Origin of the sequence: Streptomyces sp. NPDC058678, from assembly GCF_042714835.1 — a bacterium.
Lineage (GTDB): Bacteria > Actinomycetota > Actinomycetes > Streptomycetales > Streptomycetaceae > Streptomyces.
In genome coordinates this window covers 24934-43866 of record NZ_JBHXSG010000002.1, presented here as the reverse complement: position 1 = coordinate 43866, position 18933 = coordinate 24934, and the positions used below count along the sequence as shown (strand labels likewise).

At 69.2% G+C, this 18933-nt stretch carries 14 protein-coding genes; 2 read left to right on the top strand and 12 right to left on the bottom strand.

The window, feature by feature from the left end:
* Positions 1-28 precede the first annotated feature (28 nt).
* Positions 29-1348: a jacalin-like lectin gene (locus ACFWWR_RS02965; RefSeq protein WP_384301622.1), complete on the bottom strand. Its 1320-nt coding sequence runs from the start codon at positions 1346-1348 to the stop codon at positions 29-31.
* A 171-nt stretch (positions 1349-1519) separates the two neighbouring features.
* Positions 1520-2056, bottom strand: coding sequence for an AAA family ATPase (locus ACFWWR_RS02960; RefSeq protein ID WP_383857016.1), 537 nt, complete (start codon positions 2054-2056; stop codon positions 1520-1522).
* 187 nt (positions 2057-2243) lie between these two features.
* Here ACFWWR_RS02960 and ACFWWR_RS02955 point away from each other — a divergent pair, with 187 nt between their 5' ends.
* A complete protein-coding gene (locus tag ACFWWR_RS02955) occupies positions 2244-3608 on the top strand; it encodes an MFS transporter (RefSeq protein WP_384301620.1) in 1365 nt (454 codons plus the stop codon).
* Positions 3609-3786: 178 nt separating this feature from the next.
* Here the strand turns inward: ACFWWR_RS02955 and ACFWWR_RS02950 are convergent, their stop codons facing one another.
* The 10 genes from ACFWWR_RS02950 to ACFWWR_RS02905 all read right to left on the bottom strand — a co-directional run bounded on the left by ACFWWR_RS02950 (position 3787) and on the right by ACFWWR_RS02905 (position 17250).
* On the bottom strand, positions 3787-4593 hold the full coding sequence (locus tag ACFWWR_RS02950; protein ID WP_383857010.1) for an ABC transporter permease: 807 nt from the start codon (positions 4591-4593) through the stop codon (positions 3787-3789).
* A complete protein-coding gene (locus ACFWWR_RS02945; protein WP_383857008.1) occupies positions 4593-5396 on the bottom strand; it encodes an ABC-2 family transporter protein in 804 nt (267 codons plus the stop codon). Before ACFWWR_RS02945 ends, ACFWWR_RS02950 begins: the two co-directional genes overlap by 1 nt.
* Positions 5396-6391 carry an ATP-binding cassette domain-containing protein gene (locus tag ACFWWR_RS02940; RefSeq protein WP_383857005.1) on the bottom strand — a complete coding sequence of 332 codons (996 nt, stop codon included), beginning with the start codon at positions 6389-6391 and terminating at the stop codon, positions 5396-5398. The genes ACFWWR_RS02945 and ACFWWR_RS02940 overlap by 1 nt, the downstream gene beginning before the upstream one ends.
* Before the next feature lie 144 nt (positions 6392-6535).
* Complete coding sequence (locus ACFWWR_RS02935; RefSeq protein WP_384301618.1) at positions 6536-9436, bottom strand: glycoside hydrolase family 2 TIM barrel-domain containing protein; 2901 nt, start codon at positions 9434-9436, stop codon at positions 6536-6538.
* A 27-nt stretch (positions 9437-9463) separates the two neighbouring features.
* Entirely contained in the window at positions 9464-10339 is an 876-nt protein-coding gene (locus ACFWWR_RS02930) for a carbohydrate ABC transporter permease (RefSeq protein ID WP_384301614.1), read from the bottom strand.
* Complete coding sequence (locus tag ACFWWR_RS02925) at positions 10336-11301, bottom strand: carbohydrate ABC transporter permease (RefSeq protein WP_383856997.1); 966 nt, start codon at positions 11299-11301, stop codon at positions 10336-10338. Before ACFWWR_RS02925 ends, ACFWWR_RS02930 begins: the two co-directional genes overlap by 4 nt.
* Positions 11302-11321: 20 nt before the next feature.
* A complete protein-coding gene (locus ACFWWR_RS02920) occupies positions 11322-12584 on the bottom strand; it encodes an ABC transporter substrate-binding protein (RefSeq protein WP_383856994.1) in 1263 nt (420 codons plus the stop codon).
* 203 nt (positions 12585-12787) lie between these two features.
* Positions 12788-14635: a glycoside hydrolase gene (locus ACFWWR_RS02915; RefSeq protein ID WP_383856991.1), complete on the bottom strand. Its 1848-nt coding sequence runs from the start codon at positions 14633-14635 to the stop codon at positions 12788-12790.
* An 11-nt stretch (positions 14636-14646) separates the two neighbouring features.
* A complete protein-coding gene (locus ACFWWR_RS02910) occupies positions 14647-15891 on the bottom strand; it encodes an ROK family transcriptional regulator (protein ID WP_383856988.1) in 1245 nt (414 codons plus the stop codon).
* Between the two features lie 114 nt (positions 15892-16005).
* Positions 16006-17250, bottom strand: coding sequence for a D-arabinono-1,4-lactone oxidase (locus ACFWWR_RS02905; protein WP_384301611.1), 1245 nt, complete (start codon positions 17248-17250; stop codon positions 16006-16008).
* A 237-nt stretch (positions 17251-17487) separates the two neighbouring features.
* On the opposite strand from ACFWWR_RS02905, the gene ACFWWR_RS02900 reads away from it, so the two are divergent.
* The gene (locus ACFWWR_RS02900) at positions 17488-18807 is read left to right on the top strand and encodes a radical SAM protein (protein ID WP_384301609.1); all 1320 of its coding nucleotides are present in this window, start codon (positions 17488-17490) and stop codon (positions 18805-18807) included.
* Positions 18808-18933 lie beyond the last annotated feature (126 nt).

The following is an 18933-nucleotide window of genomic DNA, read 5'->3' as shown; positions in this document are numbered from 1 at the left end:
GCCCGGGGGTGGGGCGTCTGGGCCGGACTCAGCCGATCGGCGCGTACAGCACGCCCAGCTTGTCGATCTCGCTGCCGGCCCGGCCCGTGAAGCCGACGATCTGCCAGCCGGAGGGGGCCGTGAAGGTCTTCGTGTCCGCGGTCGCCGTGCCGGAGGACAGGGTGCGGCCCTTGTCGGTGGTGAACGCCGCCGAGAAGATCCTTGTACGGCCGTCCTTCTGGCCCTGTGTCAGCTTCGCGGACGTGAGGTGCTCGCCGGAGGCGAGGGTCAGTGAGCCGGCCGTGCCGCCCGTACCGCCGTGGGCAAGCGTCGTGCCGCCGTCGTGGGTCAGGGACACGGCGTCCAGGCGGGAACCGCCGCGCAGGGTCAGCGTGCGGGGGGACGGCGTCGCGGGCAGGTCGTCCGCGTCGTTGAAGGCCGTGCCGTGCGGGCCGCCGAAGAAGTCGCTCGCCTTCAGGGACGGGTCGAGGGTGTAGGAGAAGTCGACCGTGTGCGGGAAGTGGTCGGAGAGGTTGGCGCCCGCGGAGTCCAGGAAGGACACCCACTCGTTGTTGTAGCGGGTGGCGTCCAGGGTCAGCAGCTCGCTGCCGCGGTAGAAGACCTTGTCGACGACCTCGCAGCCGTTGGTCGGTGCCGTCGTGGGGCACAGCAGCGCGTCCGCGCCCAGCGGCGGCGGGGTGCCGCCCTTCACCAGCTTCACCCACGGGTCCGTCAGGCCGTTCTCCTCGGCCAGGGTGCGGATGTTGTCGCCGCTGCGCGTGTACCGCGTGTTCGTGTCACCCATCACGATCACCGCGTTGCCCGCGGAGTTCGCCTGGATGAAGTCGGAGAGCTGCTCGATGTTGGCGCGCCGGGCCGCCAGGGCGTCGTCGGTCGAGTCGGCGTTGGTGTGGACGTTGTACAGGTCCACGAAGACACCCTCGGCGAGCCGGACCCGGGCGAGCGTGAAGCCCTTCGGGGTCAGACAGTTGGTGCCGGTGCAGTTCTTCCACTTCACCCGCTCGAAGTCCTCGAACGGGACGTCGGAGAGGGTGTTGAGGCCGTCGCCTATCGCGGCGCCACCGCTGGTCGCGGTGCGGTACGGGTGGTTGTCCCCGGCGTACAGGGCCGCGTGGTAGTTGAAGTCCTCCTGGACGTTCACGATGTCGTACGACGCCAGGCGCGGGGAGATCAGCGGGGTGTTCTTCTCCGGGTTGCCGGAGCTGAGGCCCTCGGGGAGACCCGCGACGTTGTACGTGAGGACGTTGAACGAGCCGGTGGTGGCCGCTGCCGCGGGCGTCGCGCCGGTGGCGGCGAGACCGGTCACGGCCAGGGCGGCGGCCGCGAGGGTGCCGATGAGTCGTCTCATGGGGGGTGTCTCTCCGGTGGGAGGAAGAGGGGGTGGAAGGTGAACGCTGTTCAGGTTCACCGGCGAACAGTGTGACGGGCAACGTCAGTTGGGGGAACAGTGAGAGACGAGGTGACTTGCCGGGCCTCCGTCGGCTGTCCCCGGCCGCCCCTGACCTCCAGCCGACCCTCGTCAGCTCTCCCGTGGGGGAAGCTCCGTCAAGCCCGACTCGCGCATGATCCGCACAACCGTCTCGGGGACCGGACTCGCCGCGTCGATGACCGTCTCCACGGCATCGGGGAGGAGGTCGAGAGGGCGGTACCAGGAGCGCAGTTCCGGCTCGGTGATGTGGGCCAGGTCGGGCTTGGTGGCGTGCCGGGTGAGGGTTTCCTCGAACGGGACGTGCAGGTAGTAGGCGTGGGTGGGGCCGCGGTGATCGGCGCGCAGGCGAGTGAGCATGGCGCCGTAGCGGTCGGCGTAGAGGATGCCCTCGACCACGACGTGGTAGCCGGCGTCGAGGGCGTAGCGGGCGACGGTGTCGATCAGGCCGATGTTGGCCGCTCCGGGACGGTCGTGCTCGCGCAGGACGACACGGCGGAGGTTGTCCTGGGCGACGACGGCCAGACCCCGGCCGAAGCGGTCACGGATTCCGGCCGCGAGCGTCGACTTGCCCGAGGCGCTGTTGCCGCGCAGGACGATCAGCCGGGTTTCCTCGGTGCCCACGGTCATGGCGTCACCGTAGTGCGGAGGCGCAGTGAGGGGTGGGACCCGGTGGCGCGGACCCAGCCCCCTGCGGTCACGCGTTGGGGTTCGAACAGGCATGGCTGCTCCTGGGGGCGGGTGCGTCCTATTCAAGTGCGGGTCGCCGCAGGGCAGCCGTAAGGTTGCCGGGTCCAGGACAGGGGGGAGGGGCCGCGTGGCGTACGAGGCGCAGCGCGAGGGCGAACCGGGCAACCGGACACCACCCGCTCGACCCGCCGGCCGGCCGCCCGCGAAGAGCCGCTCGCTGTGGCGGCAACGGGACTTCGGGATCTTCTGGGTCGCGCAGACCCTCTCCGTCCTCGGTGACTCCTTCGCCCTGATCGCCCTGCCCCTGCTGGTCCTCCAGGCCACCGGCTCCCTCGCCCGGATGGGCCTGCTGACGGCGGTCGGCGGAGCCGCCTCGGTGCTGGCGGCCGTCTTCGCCGGGGCCCTGGTGGACCGGGTCGACCGCCGCCGGCTGCTCATCGTCTGCGACCTGGTGCGCATGATGCTGTACGGCGTGATCCCGCTGGTGTGGCTGTTCGGCCCGCAGGTCTGGCTGCTGTACGTCGTCCTGCCGCTGTGCGAGGCGGTCGGCATGCTGTTCGCCGTCGGCTACGTCACCGTCGTCCGCAGCCTGGTCGGCACCGAGCAGCTCACCGAGGCCAACGGCCGGCTGAACGCGACCGCCGCCGCGGCGGGCGTGCTCGGCCCGCTGTGTGCGGGCCTGGTGGCCGCGTGGACCGGCCCGGCCGCCGCGGTGGGCGTGGACGCGGCCAGCTTCGGGGTGTCGGCCGCCTGCATGCTCTTCGTACGGTTCGCCCCGCGCGCCGGAGTCGGGGGCGGCCCGGCCGAGAGGGGGAGCCTGTGGCAGGACCTGCGGACCGGGGTGTCCTTCCTGTACGGCCATCCGGTGCTGCGCTCCCTGACCGCCCTGCTGTTCGTCTTCAGTTTCCTCACGCTCGGCATGACCGACCTGGTCATCTACCACGTCAAGCACGACCTCGGCCACGACGACACAACGGTGGGCACCGTCATGGCCGTCGGCGCGCTCGGCACGATCACCGGCGCCCTGCTGGTGGCCAGGATCCGCCGGGGACTCGGCTTCGGGCCGACCTGGACCGGTGCGGTCGCGGTGTGCGGGCTGGCGTTCGCCGGGCTGGGCTGGGCGCGTGACGTGTCCGTCGTCGCGGCGCTGAGCGCGGCGTTCCTCGCCTGCGGCGGCATCGCGGGCACCTGCTCCATGTCACTGCGTCAGGAGGTGACCCCGGAACCACTGCTGGGCCGCGTCACCTCGGCGTTCTGGACCCTCCAGTACTCCGCGGCCCCGATCGGCGCGGCCGTCCTGACCTGGGCCGCGGAGCGGCGGGGTACCGCGCCGGTCGGCCTGGTCGCCGGCTTGTGCTGCGTGCTGATCGCGGTGGCCGCGCTGTTCACGCCGATACGGCGGTCACGCGCCGCGGGAGCATCGGCCACGTCGGCCGAAGCAGCCACGTCGGCCCCGCCGCCCCCGTCAGCCCCGTCGCCCCGGCAGCAGTGACGCCGCCGGCACAGTGGCAGGGCCGGCATGACCGCCGCCACCGCGTACGCGATCCGGCATCCGGAGGAAGGGCCCGGATCGCGGGGATCGGAGCCGTCCAGCCGCCCTGCGTGGCCCCGGGGCGACGAACACGAGGCTCACCGCGAGGCGCGGACCTGAGCCGGAGGCGGTGCGGTCGTCATCCGTTGACGCCCGCGTAGTGCCTCAGGCTCCACCGCCACAGCAGCCGCGCCCCCAGGTACGCCAGCACGCCGAGGAGCGGGGACACCGCCGCCAGCCAGTACGGGACGCCGGTGTCGTGGCCGTGCCCGGTGAGGACGGCGGCCGGGAAGTACGCGACGAACGCGAGCGGAAGGCCGTACGTCAGAAGCCCGCCCACCGCCTTGGGCAGCACGTTCAGCGGGTAGCTGCCGAAGGTGCCGAGGAGTTCCTCCAGCCAGCGGCCCCAGTAGTCGGCGGCCGGGAAGCGGAGGGAGGCGCAGGCCACCGCCGTGAACAGGGCCGCCTCCAGAAGCATGCCGCCGAGGAGCGCCGCGATCAGGTACGAGATCCGGCCCGCCGTCCAGTCCAGATCGCTGCGGCTGAGCGCGCCCGCCATCAGACCCGCCGCGACCGTCAGGTCGCCGATGGCGTTGGTGGGGAAGAAGCGCAGCTGCAGCTGACGGTGGACCGGCATCGGACGGACCAGGTAGACGTCGATCATGCCTTCCTGGATCTGCCGGCCGGAGCCGTGCACCCGGCCCAGCAACAGCACGAACAACCCGTGCGCGAGCATCCGCGTCGCCGGGATCAGCAGCACCTCCGAACTGTCCCAGCCGCCCATCCCGGTGAACCGGGTGAGCAGGACCGTCGCGAACACGATCACCGACACCTGCCAGATCGCGCCGATCGCGATCATCAGCAGGAACTCGGTGCGGTACTCCAACTGGGCACGGAAGTTGAGAAGCGTGACGCGCCAGACGATCCGAACGGCGTTCACCGGCATCAACCTCCTTGGGACATGACACGAAGGGCGGCCCGCCGCCACAGGAACCCGGTGAACAGGGTGAGCAGCACGACCCAGACCGCCTGGATCGCGAGCTGCCCGGCCGCGTCCGACAGCGGGATCCGGCCGATGTACAGGGACAGCGGCACGCTCAGCGTCGCCTGGAAGGGCAGGAAGGCGCTCAGCGTCACGAACCAGTCGGGGAAGAACCACAGCGGCGCGTACACCCCGGACAACAGGTTCTGCGCGAAGATCAGGATCAGCATCGCCGCGTTGTTGCGGACCGTCCAGAAGCACAACTGGTCCAGGACGAGCATCACGTGGTACAGGACCAGCTGACCGAGCAGCAGGCTGAGCGCGAACACCCCTGCCACCGCCACCGACCTGGGCGGTTCGATCACTCCTGCAGCGAGACAGACCACGTATCCGCCCAGCGCCCACGTGAAGCCGTACAACTGCTCGCCCAGGGCGCGCAGGGCGTGGTAGCGCTGGGGCGGCAGCGGGCGCAGGTACCAGTAGATGATGGTGCCGAAGTGCATGTGCTGCAGCACGGTGTCCCGGCCCGCGTACTGGTCCAACTCCCGCAGCCGCGAGGCGAGTACGGCGAGCACGGCATACGTGACCGCCTGGTCGCGGTCGAGTCCGGCGGTGGTGCCGGTGTGCGCGTACAGGCCGTGCCACAGGGATGCCACCAGCACCACCTGGACGGTCAGCCGGAGCAGTACGGCCGTCATCCGGGGCGGGGTGTGCAGTTCGCCGAGCGGGGTGACGCGGGCGGTGCGCCAGGCGTGCAGGACGGCCATCACACCACCTCGGCGTGGACGTAGGCGGCCCGCATGACGTCCTCGAGATCCGCCTCGTCGATGGCGATGCCGGACACCTCGTACCGCTCGATGACCGCCTTCAACGCCTGGTGCACGGTGGGGGCGTCGGGGCCGTCGGGCCCGAACACCACCTCCGGTCCTGCGTGGCGCAGCACCGCGATCCCCGGCAGCGCCGCGATGTCCGTGTGCGGGTCGGCGAGGGTCGCCCGCACCTGCCAGGTCGAGCCGAACTTGCGGCGGATCTCGTCCAGGCTGCCGTCCAGGACCAGACGGCCGTGGTTGATCAGGACGACCCGTTCGGCGAGCCGCTCGACCTCCGTCATGTCGTGCGTGGTCAGCAGGACCGTACGGCCGCGCTGCTCGACCTGGTGCCGCAGGAACTCCCGCACCTGTTCCTTGACCACCACGTCCATGCCGATGGTCGGCTCGTCGAGGAAGACGACCTGCGGGTCGTGCAGCAGGGCGGCGGCCAGGTCGCTGCGGACGCGCTGGCCGAGGGAGAGATGGCGCACCCGGGTGTCCCAGAAGGACGACAGGTCGAGCAGGTCGTCGAACTCCTTGAGGCGGGCGGCGTGTTCGGCCTTCGGCACCTCGTAGATGTCCCTGAGGATCGCGAACGACTCGCGCACCGGCAGGTCCCACCACAGCTGGGTGCGCTGCCCGAACACCGCGCCGATGTTGCGGGCGTTGCGCTCGCGCTCCTCGTACGGCACCACGCCCGCGACCCGCGCCTCGCCTGAGGTGGGCGTGAGGATGCCGGTGAGCATCTTGATGGTGGTGGACTTTCCGGCGCCGTTCGGGCCGAGCAGGGCGAGGAGTTCGCCCGGGGCGACGTCGAAGGTGACCTCGGCGACGGCGTGCTTGGCGACCCGCTCGGGGTTGACCAGGGAGCGCACCGCGCCCGTGAAGCCGGGCCGGCGGACGGTCGTGTGGAAGGTGCGGGACAGACCGCGGACCTCGATGTTTCCGCTCACACTGCCAACTCCCTTGCTCTGGACGTGAGTGCGGCCGGTCGGCTGGAGAGGCCGACCGGCCGCGGGCACCTCACGACCGTCGCAGAATGTCGATCAATCGGTCAATGGATTAATCGATCACGGAGTTGGACTGACGGAGTCGGACTAACCGATCACCGAGAACACGAACGAGAACTCCGTCGGCTCGGCCCGCAGGAAGTACTGCGGCAGCGGACCGGGACCGCAGGACTGCGAACCGATCCCGTGCAGGCCGTGATCGAGGTTCACCCACACCCTCGCGGTGGAGCCGCTGTCGGATGCAGTGCCGGCCGTGAGGTCGGTGAGGTGGGTGGCCGCGTCCAGCTGCTCGGTCGTCCAGCGGCGGGCAGTGAACCAGAACTCCGGGTCACCCTCGATCCTGAGGCCGCCGAGCTCAGCCCAGCGGACGTCGGCGCGGGCGCCGTTCTCCTGTGGACGGACGTACGGCGTCTGAAGATCGTCCACAGTCGACTGCCAACGACCGACCATCGACGCCGCCTTGGTGTCGGGGTACGCCTCGCCGGGACCGCCGCCGAACCACTTCACCTGGTCCGCCTCGGACAGTCCGAGCCGGACGCCCAGCCGGGGCAGCGGCAGTGTCCACTCGCCCTCGGGAGCCACCGACACCGTCAGTCGCAGCCGGTCGCCGTCCGAGGTCCAGCGGTACACCGTGCTCAGTCCCACCTCGCGGGCCGCGGGCGCCACCCTGGTCCGTACCGTCAGCGCGTCCTCACCCAACTCCACCGAGTTCAGACGGTGTTGCATGCGGTGCAGGCCCAGCGTGCGCCACAGCACCCCGTACCGGGTGTCGGTCTGCCACTCCGCGCCGTCGTCGTTGTCGGTGGGCGCCCGCCACACGTCGAGGCGCGGGCTCACGACCGACACCTCGCCGATCGTCCGCAGCGCACCGGTACGGGCGTCGAAGGACGCCGGGCCGAGAGTGATCAGCTTCCCGTCGGCCACCGGCCGGCCGGTCGGCGTGACGGAGGGCGACGGGCGGGCCGCGGCCGGGAACTGGCCCCAGGCGACGACATGGCCCTTCGGCGCCCACGCGGTACCGGCCGCGAGCAGCGCCCGTACCGTCCACTGCGACTCCGCGCCGCGGGTGTCCGCGGGCGGCTCGGGCAGCTTCACGTCGGCCGACTCGCCGGCGGCGAGCGACGGGACGTTCAAGGTGCCCGCCTCGACCGTCTCGCCGTCCACCTGGTACTGCCACTCGAAGGCGAGCGCGGACAGGTCGGTGAAGTCGTGCTGGTTGGTGACCCGTACGGTGCCGTCGGTGCCGTCGCCCTCGATACGGACCGGCTCGATGACCTTCTTGTACTCGACCAGGCCGGGGGAGGGCCTCCGGTCGGGGAAAACCAGCCCGTCGCAGACGAAGTTGCCGTCGTGCAGCTCCTCGCCGAAGTCGCCGCCGTAGGCGTAGCCCAGCTCGGGGTGCTTGATGCCGTGGTCGATCCACTCCCAGATGAAGCCGCCCTGCAGCCGCTCGTACTTCTCGAACAGCCGCTGGTAGTCGGCGATGCCACCGGGGCCGTTGCCCATGGCGTGCCCGTACTCGCACTGGATGAAGGGGAGTTCGCGCCGCTTGTGGGTGCCTCCGTCCAGGCCCTGGCCGATCTGCTCGACCTCGGCGTGGAAGGCGTACATCCGCGAGTACACGTCGGTGTCCCGGCAGTCCCAGTCGCCCTCGTAGTGCACGAGACGGGAGGAGTCGCGGCCGTGGATCCACTCGGCCATCGCGGTCAGACCGCGGCCGGTGCCGGCCTCGTTGCCCAGTGACCAGAAGACGATCGACGGGTGGTTCTTGTCCCGCTCGACCATCCGGGCCGCACGGTCCAGGAGGGCCGGGGTCCAGCGGTCGTCGTCGACGGGGTTGTCCCGCCAGCCCTGCTCGGTGAACCCGTGGGTCTCCAGGTCGCACTCGTCGATGACCCACAGGCCGTACTCGTCGCACAGGTCCAGGAAGGCCGGGTGCGGCGGGTAGTGCGAGGTGCGGACGGCGTTGAGGTTGTGCCGCTTCATCAGCAGCACGTCCTCGCGCATCGTCTCCAGGTCGAGCGCGCGGCCCTTTTCCGGGTGCCACTCGTGCCGGTTGACGCCCTTGAAGAGGACAGGCCTGCCGTTGACCTTGATGAGACCGTCTTCGAGGACGACCGTACGGAAGCCGACGCGCAGCGGCACCCGCTCGCCCTCGGTCGCCAGCACACCGTCGTACAGATGGGGCGTCTCCGCTGTCCACGCACGCACCGGTACGGTCACCGACTCGCCGGTCGCCACGTCGATGCCGAGGTCCGGCACGGTGACCCGGCCGTCGACGTCGGAGTCGACGCGCAGGGTGCCCTCGCCGCTGACGTGGTCGTAGGAGGCGTGCACGAAGAAGTCGAGGGCGCTGCCCGCCGGGCGGTGCAGCAGGGTGACGTCACGGAAGATGCCGGGCAGCCACCACTGGTCCTGGTCCTCCAGGTACGAGCCTGCCGACCACTGGTGGACGCGGACCGCGAGCACGTTGCCGGCCGGCTTCAGCAGGTGGCCGACCGCGAACTCGTGCGGCAGCCGGGAGCCCTTGAACTCGCCGATGTCCGTGCCGTTCAGCCAGACCCGCGCGCACGACTCGACACCGTCGAACCGCAGCACCGCGCCGCCCTCCGACAGGGCGGGCCAGTCGTCCGGCAGGTCGAACACCCGAAGGTGGTCGCCGGTCGGGTTCTCGGTCGGGACGTGCGGGGGGTCGACCGGGAAGGGGTAGAGGTGGTTCGTGTAGATCGGCGATCCGAACGCGCCGTCGCCCTGCAGGACCCAGTGCCCCGGGACCGTGACCTCGGCCCAGTCCCCGGCGTCGTATCCCTCCTCGGCGAAGGAGTCGTCCTCGGCGTCGGCTGTCGCCGACACCCGCAGGCGCCAGCTGCCGTTGAGCGACAGGGACGTGGCGTCCGAGGACGAGTACCAGGCGCGGGGCGGGAGGGCCCCGCTGCCCGGTGAGACGTCCTCGACGTAATCGATGGCCGTCGTGGTACGGAAAGACATCGGTCTCCAGATATCGGGAAGAGGGTGTCAGCCCTTGATGCCGGTCTGCGCGATCCCCTGCACCAGCCACCGCTGGAGGAAGAGGAACACCAACAGCAGGGGCAGGATGGAAATGGCCGTGGCCGCGAAGATCAGGTGGTAGTTGACGGTCTGGTTGGTCATGTACGAGGACAGCGCGACCTGGATGGTCCAGGAGCTCGGGTCCTGACCGATGACCAGGGGCCACAGGAAGGAGTTCCAGCCGCTGATGAACGTGATCGTGGCCATGGCCGCGAAGAAGTTCAGCGAGTTGGGCACGACGACCCGCCAGTACGCCCCCCAGTACGAGAGACCGTCCACGCGTGCCGCCTCCTCCAGCTCCTTGGGGAACCCCAGGAAGTACTGCCGGAACAGGAAGCAGGTGAAACCACTGAACAGGGCCGGAATGATCAGACCGCGGTAGGTGTCCACCCAGCCCAGCGACGAGACCAGCACGAAGCTCGGCACGAAGGTGACGGCCGTCGGGATCATCAGGGTCACGAGGACCATGTAGAAGATCTTGTTGGCGTGCTTGTACGGGATGCGGGCGAGGCCGTAGCCGGCGAGCGAGCAGATCAGCAGGATGCCGGTCGTGTGCAGGATGGCGACGACCCACGAGTTCCACAGGGCCCGGCCGAAGTCGACGGTCTCGTCGTTGAACGGCTCGGCGAAGTTGCCCCACTGGATGTCGGTGGGGAACCACTTCCAGTTCTCGCCCGTGATCTCCGGGTCCGTCATCAGGGCGTTGCGGACGATCAGATAGAAGGGCACCAGGAAGAGCAGGGCGGCGACACCGGTGGCGATGTACAGACCGGTGTTGCCGATGACCTTGCCCCCCCGCTTCTTGCCGGGGGTCTTCCTGACGTCAGGTGCGGTGGTGGTCACTTGGACTCCTCACCCCTTCCGAAGCCCATGATCCGGCCCTGGAACAGCGTGATCACGAGGATGAGCAGGGTCAGGATGACGGCGCCCGCACTGCCCTGGCCGTAGTCCTGGCTTTCACCGAGGGCCGTCTTGTACAGCTCCACGAGGGGTGGCTGGCCCCAGGTCGCCTTGCCGAGCAGGTTCCAGAACTCGTCGAAGGCCTGGTAGGCGGCGATCAACAGGAGCAGGATCACCGCGGTCGAGGTTGCCCGCAGCTGGGGCAGCGTGATGTACCAGAAGGTCTGCCAGCCCGGCTTGGCACCGTCGATCGCGGCGGCCTCGTACAGCTCCGCCGGGATGTTCTGCAGTGCCGCCAGGAACAGGATCATGTAGAAGCCGGCCTGCAGCCACAGCCGCAGGGTCACGATGACCAGCCAGTACCAGGGCGGGTCGGGGTTGGCGAGCCAGGCGACGTTGTCGACGCCGAACCAGCCGACGACCGTGTTGGCCATGCCGAAGCGGACGCCGTTGAAGATGGACATCTTCCAGATGAGCGCCGCGGCCACATAGGAGACCGCGGTCGGGATGAAGAACACCGACCGGAAGAACGCCTTCATGAACGTCAGCCGGTGCACCAGCAGCGCCAGGCCCAGCGACAGCCCCCAGGTGGTGGGCACGATGAACGCGGCGAAGACGGTGAAGGTGACCAGGGACCCGGTGAAGTCGGGGTTGTCCAGGATCGCCTGGTAGTTGTCGAAGCCGATGAAGGTGCTCGGCGAGACGGTGAAGCGTGCCTCGAAGAAGCTGAGGTAGATGCTCCAGCCCATCGGCACGAAGACGAAGATCACCAGGCCGATGAGGAAGGGCCCGGTGAAGAGCCAGAAGTTGAGGGTGCTGCTCGCCCGCAGACTCCGCCGCGGCTTGGCCTTCGCAGGCTCGGCCGGGGCGGAGGTGGCGAGGTCGATCTTGGTGGTGGTCGACATGTCGAGGTCCGTCCGCCTGCCTATCCGAAGAGCTTCTTGAGCTCTGCGTTGACCTTCTTGTCACAGGCGTCGAGCGCTGCCTCCGGGCTGCCGTTCTTGCGCACGGAGTTGGCGATCACATCGTTCAGCGAGGCGATCATCGACTGCGTCCAAGCGATGTTGTCGAAGTGCCCGTAGTCGGTGAAGAGCTTGACGCCCTCGGCCGGCAGGCCCGACTTGAGCTTGGTGGCGGACTGGGCGATCGACGTGCGCGGCGGGACGTGGAAGCCGTAGGACAGCGCCCAGTCCTCCTGGTATTCCTTCTGGTCGATCCACAGCCACTTGACGTACTCCTTGGCCGCGTCGACGTTCTTGCCCTTGGCGTTGACGAACATCGACCAGCCGCCGTTGGTGACCGATGCCTTGCCGGCGGAGCCGACCTTCGGGAACGGGAAGATGCCGACGTCGTCGCCGAGCGCCTTCTGGATCACGGGCATGGCCCACATGCCGCACCACTGGATCGCCGTCAGACCCTGGGTGAAGGCGGAGGGGTCCCACCAGTCGGCGGGGGCGTCCAGGAGCAGGTTGCCGCTCGTGAACAGTTTGCGGAGCTGGCTCAGACCGTCGGCCACGGCGTCCGTGTGGTAGGCGATCTCGTTCTTGGGGTTGAGGGTGTCGGCGCCGGCCGACCAGATCAGCGGGCTCTGGACGGGGGTGATGTCGTTGCCGAGGAAGCCACCCTTGACCTTGTCGGTGGTGAGCTTGGCGATGGCTTCGATCAGCTCTTCCAGGGTCTGCGGGACCTCGATCTTGGCCTTCTCGAAGAGTGACGGCCGGTAGTAGAAGAACTGCGGGTCGTCGATCATCCGGACGCCGTATATCTTCCCGTCGACCGTGTGCGAGGCGATGTCGGCCGGGTTGAAGTCGTCCTTGACCGGGTTGATGATGTCGCTCAGGTCCGCCACCTGACCGCTCTTGACCATCTGGAGCTGCGGGTGGAACTCGAAGAGGTCCGGCGCATTCTTGGTCAGCAGGGCCGGGAACAGCTTGTTCTCGAAGTTGCTGCCGGTGATCCACTGCGTGCTGACGTTGCCGCCCTTGTAGGCCTTCGCGTACCGCTTGATGGCCTGTTCGGTGCCTGCCTCGCCGTACGCGTGGAAGTACTGGACGAGTGCGTCGCCCGACCCTCCGCTGCTGCGGCCGGTGTTCCCGCCGCACGCGGCCAGACCGCCGGCGGCGGCCAGTCCCATCGCGGCCCGCAGTACGTTGCGGCGGTCCCAGTTGGTGTTGCTCATTGCCGACATGGTGACGTCCTTGTCTCGAGGCGGCTTGCGGCTCTGTCGCTCAGCGCCAGGTGGCTCAAAAGGGGTTGCGGTGCGGGACGTTAACCTTCGGCTAAGGCTTCGGCAAGGGGTTGGACGAAGTCTGTTCGAAGCGTTGCGTAGTGTTCGGGATTCCGGACATGGGAGGTGGCGGGCCGCCGCACCAGCGGCCCGCCACCCGGGAACTACTGGCGGAACCAGGCCTGGTTGGCCCCTCCGTTGCAGCTGTACACACTCACCTTGCTGCCGTCCGCGGTCGCCTGTCCGCCGACGTCCAGGCACTTGCCCGAACCCTCGTTCACGACCTGCCCGTTGGAGTTCAGCAGCCACTGCTGGGAGGCGTCACGGGTGGCTGTGGGTGATGCCACCAGTCCCGCACTCCCCGCCGTCAGAAAGCCGTTCGCGCCCTTCAGACGTCCCTTCGCGTCGTACGACCACGACTGCTCGGCCCCGGCCGTGCAGGCGCCGATCACCGCTCCCGAGGCGTCCGCCGTCAGGCACTTGCCGGACTGCTTGCCCTGCCAGGCACCGGTGACGGCCGTACTCGGGGCGTGGCGCTTCTGGTCGAGGACGTACGTCGTGATGGAGCGGCCCGGCAGCGACGCGGAGACCGTGCCGCCCTTGACCGAGGGCTTGGCGACGTTCGCCCAGTTCTCGTCCGCGGACGTGCGCACGGCCTTGCTCGCCCGCACCGGCGACTCGCTGTTGAAGTGCAGGTCGAGGGCGGCCTCGGTGGTGTTGTGGTTGTTGACCACGACCACCCACTTGCCGTTCTTGTCGTACGTCGACACCTCGACACCGTCCGGCACCCCGGTCACGTTGTGCGCGACCGAGCCCGGCTTCACGAACTTGCTGTACTGGCCGAGCGCGTAGTACCGCTTGGTGTAGTACAGGGTCTGGTTGCCGTTGGTGGCGTAGTTCGGGTCGTAGTAGATCAGCCCGTCGTTCCAGCCGTCGTCGTTCTTCGCGTACGGGTCGCTGCCGATCATCTCCGACAGGGCGACCCACCAGTGGAACGCCGAGTCGTGCGCGGTCGCGAAGTCCTTGTAGATGATCCGGGACAGGTTCAGACCGCCGTCGATGGTCGGGTCGTACTCCTGCGCCCAGCCCGTGCCGCCCTTGCCGAAGCAGCAGATCTCCGTCGACCAGGACTCGATGCCGGCCGCCTTGGAGGTCTCGTAGATCTTCGCCCGGTTCGCGTCACTGGGGTTGTCGTACGTGTGGTGAGCCAGCTTGTCGACGTACTGGGCCGTGCCCGGCTGCGAGATCCACTGCGGGACCTCCTCGTTGAACTTGACCGCGCTGGTCGACTCGTCGGCGATGATGCCGGTCTTCTGGCGGCGCGCGTCCTGCTCGGCGCCCAGCGCGCGCACGATGTCGTCGCGCTGGTCGACGTTGACCAGCATGCCCTCCTGGCCGCAGCTGTCGAAGCTGTTGGTCGGCTCGTTGAAGGGGCTGATGTGGTCGAACTTCTGGCCCAGCCCGGCGAAGTGGTCGGTGACGTCCGCGACGTACTTCGCGAAGTCCTGCTCGTTCTCCGCCTTCAGGTAACCGCCGCAGCTCTTGGCGTTGGTCTTCCACCGGGCGGGCGCGCTGTTCACGAACGCGACCAGGTTCTCGACGCCGTACTTCGCCGCGTAGGAGAGGAAGGTGCGGCCGCCCTTGTCCTTGCTCCAGTCGTACGTTCCGTCGTCCTTGAGGAAGTCCTCGGGGGCGCGGGACGGGGTGGTGACCGCCGTGCCGCCGCCACCGATGTTGTAGCGGTAGTTGCTGAGGTCGAGGCCGCCGGAGGAGAACAGCAGCTTGGCCACCTTCGCCTGGACCTTCGGGTCGAAGTTCTTCAGGTCGTTCACCCACCACGCGCCGGAGGCACCGATGTTGTCGATGGTCTGGGCGGCGTGCGGGGAGACCTCGGCCACCGTGGGGGTGGCGGCCGAGGCGGTCGGGGCGGATATCAGGGGCCCGGAGACAGCGAGCGCGGCTGCGGCTGTCAGCAGGACCGATCTCCTGGGGTGGGGGCGAGTCACGTGCATCCCTTCCGTCGTCATGAAGGCGGTGCGGTACGGCTCCTTGTGGGGGTGGTGCGTTTCCCGTTCCTCTGTCCGACCGACTGGAGCGCCCCTTCGAGCGCGAAGGTCGCGGCCCCCAGGCACACCGGATCGGTGGGGATCGGGGAGAGGACGATCTCGGTGGCGGCCATCGGCCGCGGCAGCGCGTGCCGGGCGACGGCCTCGCGCACCTCCGTGACCAGTGGTTCGCCGAGGGTGGCCGCGACCCAGCTGCTGAGCACGACCACTTCGGGGTTGAACAGGTTGACCAGGTCGGCGATGCCGGCGCCGAGGTAACGGGCGGTGTCGCGGACCACCTTGAGCGCCACCGGGTCGTGCGCGAGCACACCCCGGGACAGCGCGTCGATGGTGGCGGTCTGGTCCTCCGGGTGCAGCAGCGTGCTCCGGGGACTGAGCTCGCGCAGGTTCAGCATGATTCCGGGCGCGCCGACGTACGTCTCCACACAGCCGTGGTTGCCGCAGTGGCACAGCCGGCCGTCCAGGACGATCGTGGTGTGGCCCCACTCGCCGGCGCTGTTGCTCACGCCCCGGTGCAGCCCGCCGCCCAGGACGAGGCCGGCGCCCACCCCGGTCCCGAGATTGACCACCACGGCGTTTCCACGCCCGCGCGCGGCTCCGAACCACAGCTCGGCCACCGCGCAGGCACGCAGCGGGTTGTCCAGGTAGAGGGGGTAGGCGATGTGCTCGGTGAGCAGGTCGAGCAGCGGCACGTCGTGCCAGTCCCAGTTGGGCGCGTACTCCGAGATGCCGGTCGCCCGGTCCACCTGCCCCGGCACGCTCACGCCGACGCCGAGCACCCGGGCGCCCTCGATCCCGGCCTGCGCGACCACCGAGCCGACGGCGGCCGCGACATGGCCGACCACCTGCTCGGGGCGGCTCTCGCCGGGGCGGACGTCCTCCTCGGCGCGGGCCAGGACGTTCAGCGCGAGGTCGAACAGCTCGACATGGACGTACGTCTCCGCGATGTCGACGCCGATCAACGCGCCTCCCGACGCGTTGACGGCCACGAGGCCCCGGGGGCGGCCCCCCGCCGAGTCCTCGAACCCGACCTCCGTGATCATCCGCAGGTCGAGAAGTTCACCGACCAGCGTCGCGACCGTGGCGAGACTCAGACCGGTGGCGGCCGCCAGCTCCTGCCGGGAGGTCGGCGACTCGGCGATGATCTGGCGCAACACCTCGTAGCGGTTCGCGGTGCGGATGTCCCGTGATGTGCGCTTCACCGGCCCGGCCCCATCCCTTCAGATCGTGCCGGGACGACATCGGCACCGGCGCGGCGCAAGGCTATGGGCTGCGAGGGACTTTCGACAAGGGGTTAGGAAAGGGGCTTTATAAAGTCAGTCGGCGAGTACGTCCCGCACGAAGGCGTTGGCGAATTTTGCCTCGGGATCGAGCGTCCGTGCCAGCTCCCGGAAGTCGCCGAGCCGCGGATACCGGCCCCGCAGTGCCGCCGCCGGGGCGGTGAAGACCTTCCCCCAGTGCGGTCGCGCGTCGAAGGTGTCCAGCGCCGCCTCCAGTCGCCGTACGACCGGCAGTACCGCGGCGGTGTCCTCGATCCAGGTGAAGTGCAGGGCCACGGTGTCCCGGCCGTAGGCGGGACTCAGCCACTGCTCGTCGGCGGCGACGGTCCGCACTTCGCAGGTCTGCAGTACACCGGCGACCGCATGCCGAATACTGTCGATTGCATACAATGCGTCCCGGGCGTACCGGCGCGGCAGCAGGTACTCCGACTGCAACTCGCTGCCACTGCTCGGCGTGAACTCGGCCCGGAAGTGCGGCAGCCGCTCGTGCCAGGGCCCTGCCACCCCGAACTGTTCCGTGCAGTTGACGGCCGGCATCCCCGGCACCGGGTGCATCTTCTCGGTGGCGGGCGCGGCCCACGGGAAGTCGGGCAGCGGCTGGTCGGTGCGCCGCTTCAGCCACACCTGCCGGAAGCCGGGCTCACGCCAGTCGGTGAAGAGACTCACGCTGTACGCCGTCGCCGCCACCGTCTCGAAGTCCAGCCCGTCGAGCGGCAGCTCGGTGAACACATGCTGCTCGACCTCGAAGGAGGGCTCCAGGTCGAGAGTGAGCGCGGTGACGACTCCGAGGGCGCCCAGGGATGTCACCGCACCACCGAACCGCTCGTCCCCCCGCCCGATGACGACCGTCGACCCGTCCGCCGTGACGATCTCCACCTCACGCACGGCCGAGGCGAGCGGGCCGTTGCCGACCCCCGAGCCGTGGGTGCCGGTCGCCACCGAGCCGGCCACCGAGATGTGCGGCAGAGAGGCCATGTTGGGCAACGCCATCCCGTGGGCATGGACGTGGCGGGCCAGCTCCGCGTACCGGACGCCGCCGCCGACGCGTACCGTCCGGGCCGCCGAGTCGACGTCGACCTCGGTCGGCAGCGCGGCCAGCGACAGCAGCACCCCGCCCGGGCCCGGCTCGGCGATCTCGTTGAAGGAGTGCCCGCTGCCCAGCACCCGCACGTTCGCACTGCCGGCCACGAGGGCGCCGAGCGCGATGAGCGAGTGCGGGCGGTGCAGCTCCTTGGCGAGGAACGTGATGTTGCCCGCCCAGTTGGTGACCGTTTCGGCCATTTCCGTCGTCCCTTTCGGAGGGTGCGTTTGGTTGACCTTCTCATTGCCGCCACCCTCGGTGGAGAACGGTTTCTGCAGCCAGGTCGCCGAGCGGAGCGCGGCCGGCGTCCAGGCAGGCCTCGGCGAACCATCCCGAACCGGGGTGTATCGCTCGACGCGGGGGCCCCGGCACGGCTCCCGCGAGGACGAGCGCATACCGTGAGGAGTCGTTACGTCCGATCCGGGAGGAGACACGGGATGGGCAGCCGTACCGCACTGGTCGAGGATCTGATGGAGCGGTTCCCGCACGTACCGCGGGAAGCCGTCTTCAAGGAGGATCTGCTCCGGGGCGGGGTGGCGTTCGATCCATCGGCCCTGAGCGACAACGAGGGTGGCGAGGTCAAGCCGAAGTCGTACTTCATCTTCTCCTTCGACCACGGCACCCTGCCGGAACTCGGCGAGGCCGCGCTCCGGCGCCCGCCGGAGGAGATCATCCTCACGGGCGGGCCGTACGACCTGCGGCGGACCGTGGTGTCCGTGCGGGTCAACCCGTCCTCGCTGTACCGGGTCGCGGCCGACGACGACGGTGTGCTCGGGCTCTACCTCGACGGGAAGCGGATCTCCGACGTCGGTGTGCCGCCGATGCCGGAGTACTACCGGCACACGCTCGCGAGCGGGAAGTCGGTGATGGAGGTCGCCCCGACCATCCAGTGGGGCTACCTGATCTACCTCACCGTCTTCCGGGTCTGCCAGTACTTCGGCGCCAAGGAGGAGTGCCAGTACTGCGACATCAACCACAACTGGCGCCAGCACAAGGCGGCGGGCCGGCCGTACACCGGAGTGAAGGACGTCGAGGAGGTCCTCGAAGCCCTGGAGATCATCGACCGGTACGACACCGCGAAGGTGTCCACCGCCTACACGCTCACGGGTGGCGCGATCACCAAGACGGTCGCCGGGCGCGACGAGGCCGACTTCTACGGCCACTACGCCAAGGCCATCGAGGAGCGCTTCCCCGGACGCTGGATCGGCAAGGTCGTGGCCCAGGCGCTGCCGCGCGACGACGTGCAGCGGTTCAAGGACTACGGCGTGCAGATCTACCACCCCAACTACGAGGTGTGGGACCGCCGCCTGTTCGAGCTGTACTGCCCGGGCAAGGAGCGCTACGTCGGCCGCGACGAGTGGCACAAGCGCATCCTCGACTCGGCGGAGATCTTCGGCGCCCGCAACGTGATCCCAAACTTCGTGGCGGGCGTGGAGATGGCCGAGCCCTTCGGCTTCACCACGGTCGACGAGGCGATCGCCTCCACCACCGAGGGCCTGCGCTTCTTCATGTCGCACGGCATCACGCCCCGCTTCACCACCTGGTGTCCCGAGCCGACGACCCCGCTCGGCAAGGCCAACCCGCAGGGCGCGCCGCTGGAGTACCACATCCGTCTCCTGGAGGCCTACCGCGCCACCATGGACGACTTCGGCCTGTCCTCGCCCCCCGGCTACGGCCCGCCCGGGCCCGGTCGCGCGGTGTTCTCCGTCAGTTCCTTCATGGACAGTCTTCCGGCGGAGGAATCGGCGACGGTCTAGTTGAGTCGCACGGCGGTCGCATCCGTACAACAGGCAGGAGTTGTAGGGTGCGGCTGTCCTGTCATGACATTTGAACAGGGCGCTTGTCAGTTGTGTGGGAGGCGTGAAAAACTCGTTCTCTGCCGC

What these genes read in the sequence shown, in the direction of transcription:
- ACFWWR_RS02900 (WP_384301609.1), top strand. Translation starts at nt 17,488, where the DNA reads ATGGGCAGCCGTACCGCACTGGTCGAGGATCTGATGGAGCGGTTCCCG.
- ACFWWR_RS02925 (WP_383856997.1), bottom strand. Translation starts at nt 11,301, where the DNA reads ATGTCGACCACCACCAAGATCGACCTCGCCACCTCCGCCCCGGCCGAG.
- ACFWWR_RS02920 (WP_383856994.1), bottom strand. Translation starts at nt 12,584, where the DNA reads ATGTCGGCAATGAGCAACACCAACTGGGACCGCCGCAACGTACTGCGG.
- ACFWWR_RS02965 (WP_384301622.1), bottom strand. Translation starts at nt 1,348, where the DNA reads ATGAGACGACTCATCGGCACCCTCGCGGCCGCCGCCCTGGCCGTGACC.
- ACFWWR_RS02915 (WP_383856991.1), bottom strand. Translation starts at nt 14,635, where the DNA reads ATGCACGTGACTCGCCCCCACCCCAGGAGATCGGTCCTGCTGACAGCC.
- ACFWWR_RS02950 (WP_383857010.1), bottom strand. Translation starts at nt 4,593, where the DNA reads ATGCCGGTGAACGCCGTTCGGATCGTCTGGCGCGTCACGCTTCTCAAC.
- ACFWWR_RS02905 (WP_384301611.1), bottom strand. Translation starts at nt 17,250, where the DNA reads ATGGCCGAAACGGTCACCAACTGGGCGGGCAACATCACGTTCCTCGCC.
- ACFWWR_RS02945 (WP_383857008.1), bottom strand. Translation starts at nt 5,396, where the DNA reads ATGGCCGTCCTGCACGCCTGGCGCACCGCCCGCGTCACCCCGCTCGGC.
- ACFWWR_RS02960 (WP_383857016.1), bottom strand. Translation starts at nt 2,056, where the DNA reads ATGACCGTGGGCACCGAGGAAACCCGGCTGATCGTCCTGCGCGGCAAC.
- ACFWWR_RS02935 (WP_384301618.1), bottom strand. Translation starts at nt 9,436, where the DNA reads ATGTCTTTCCGTACCACGACGGCCATCGATTACGTCGAGGACGTCTCA.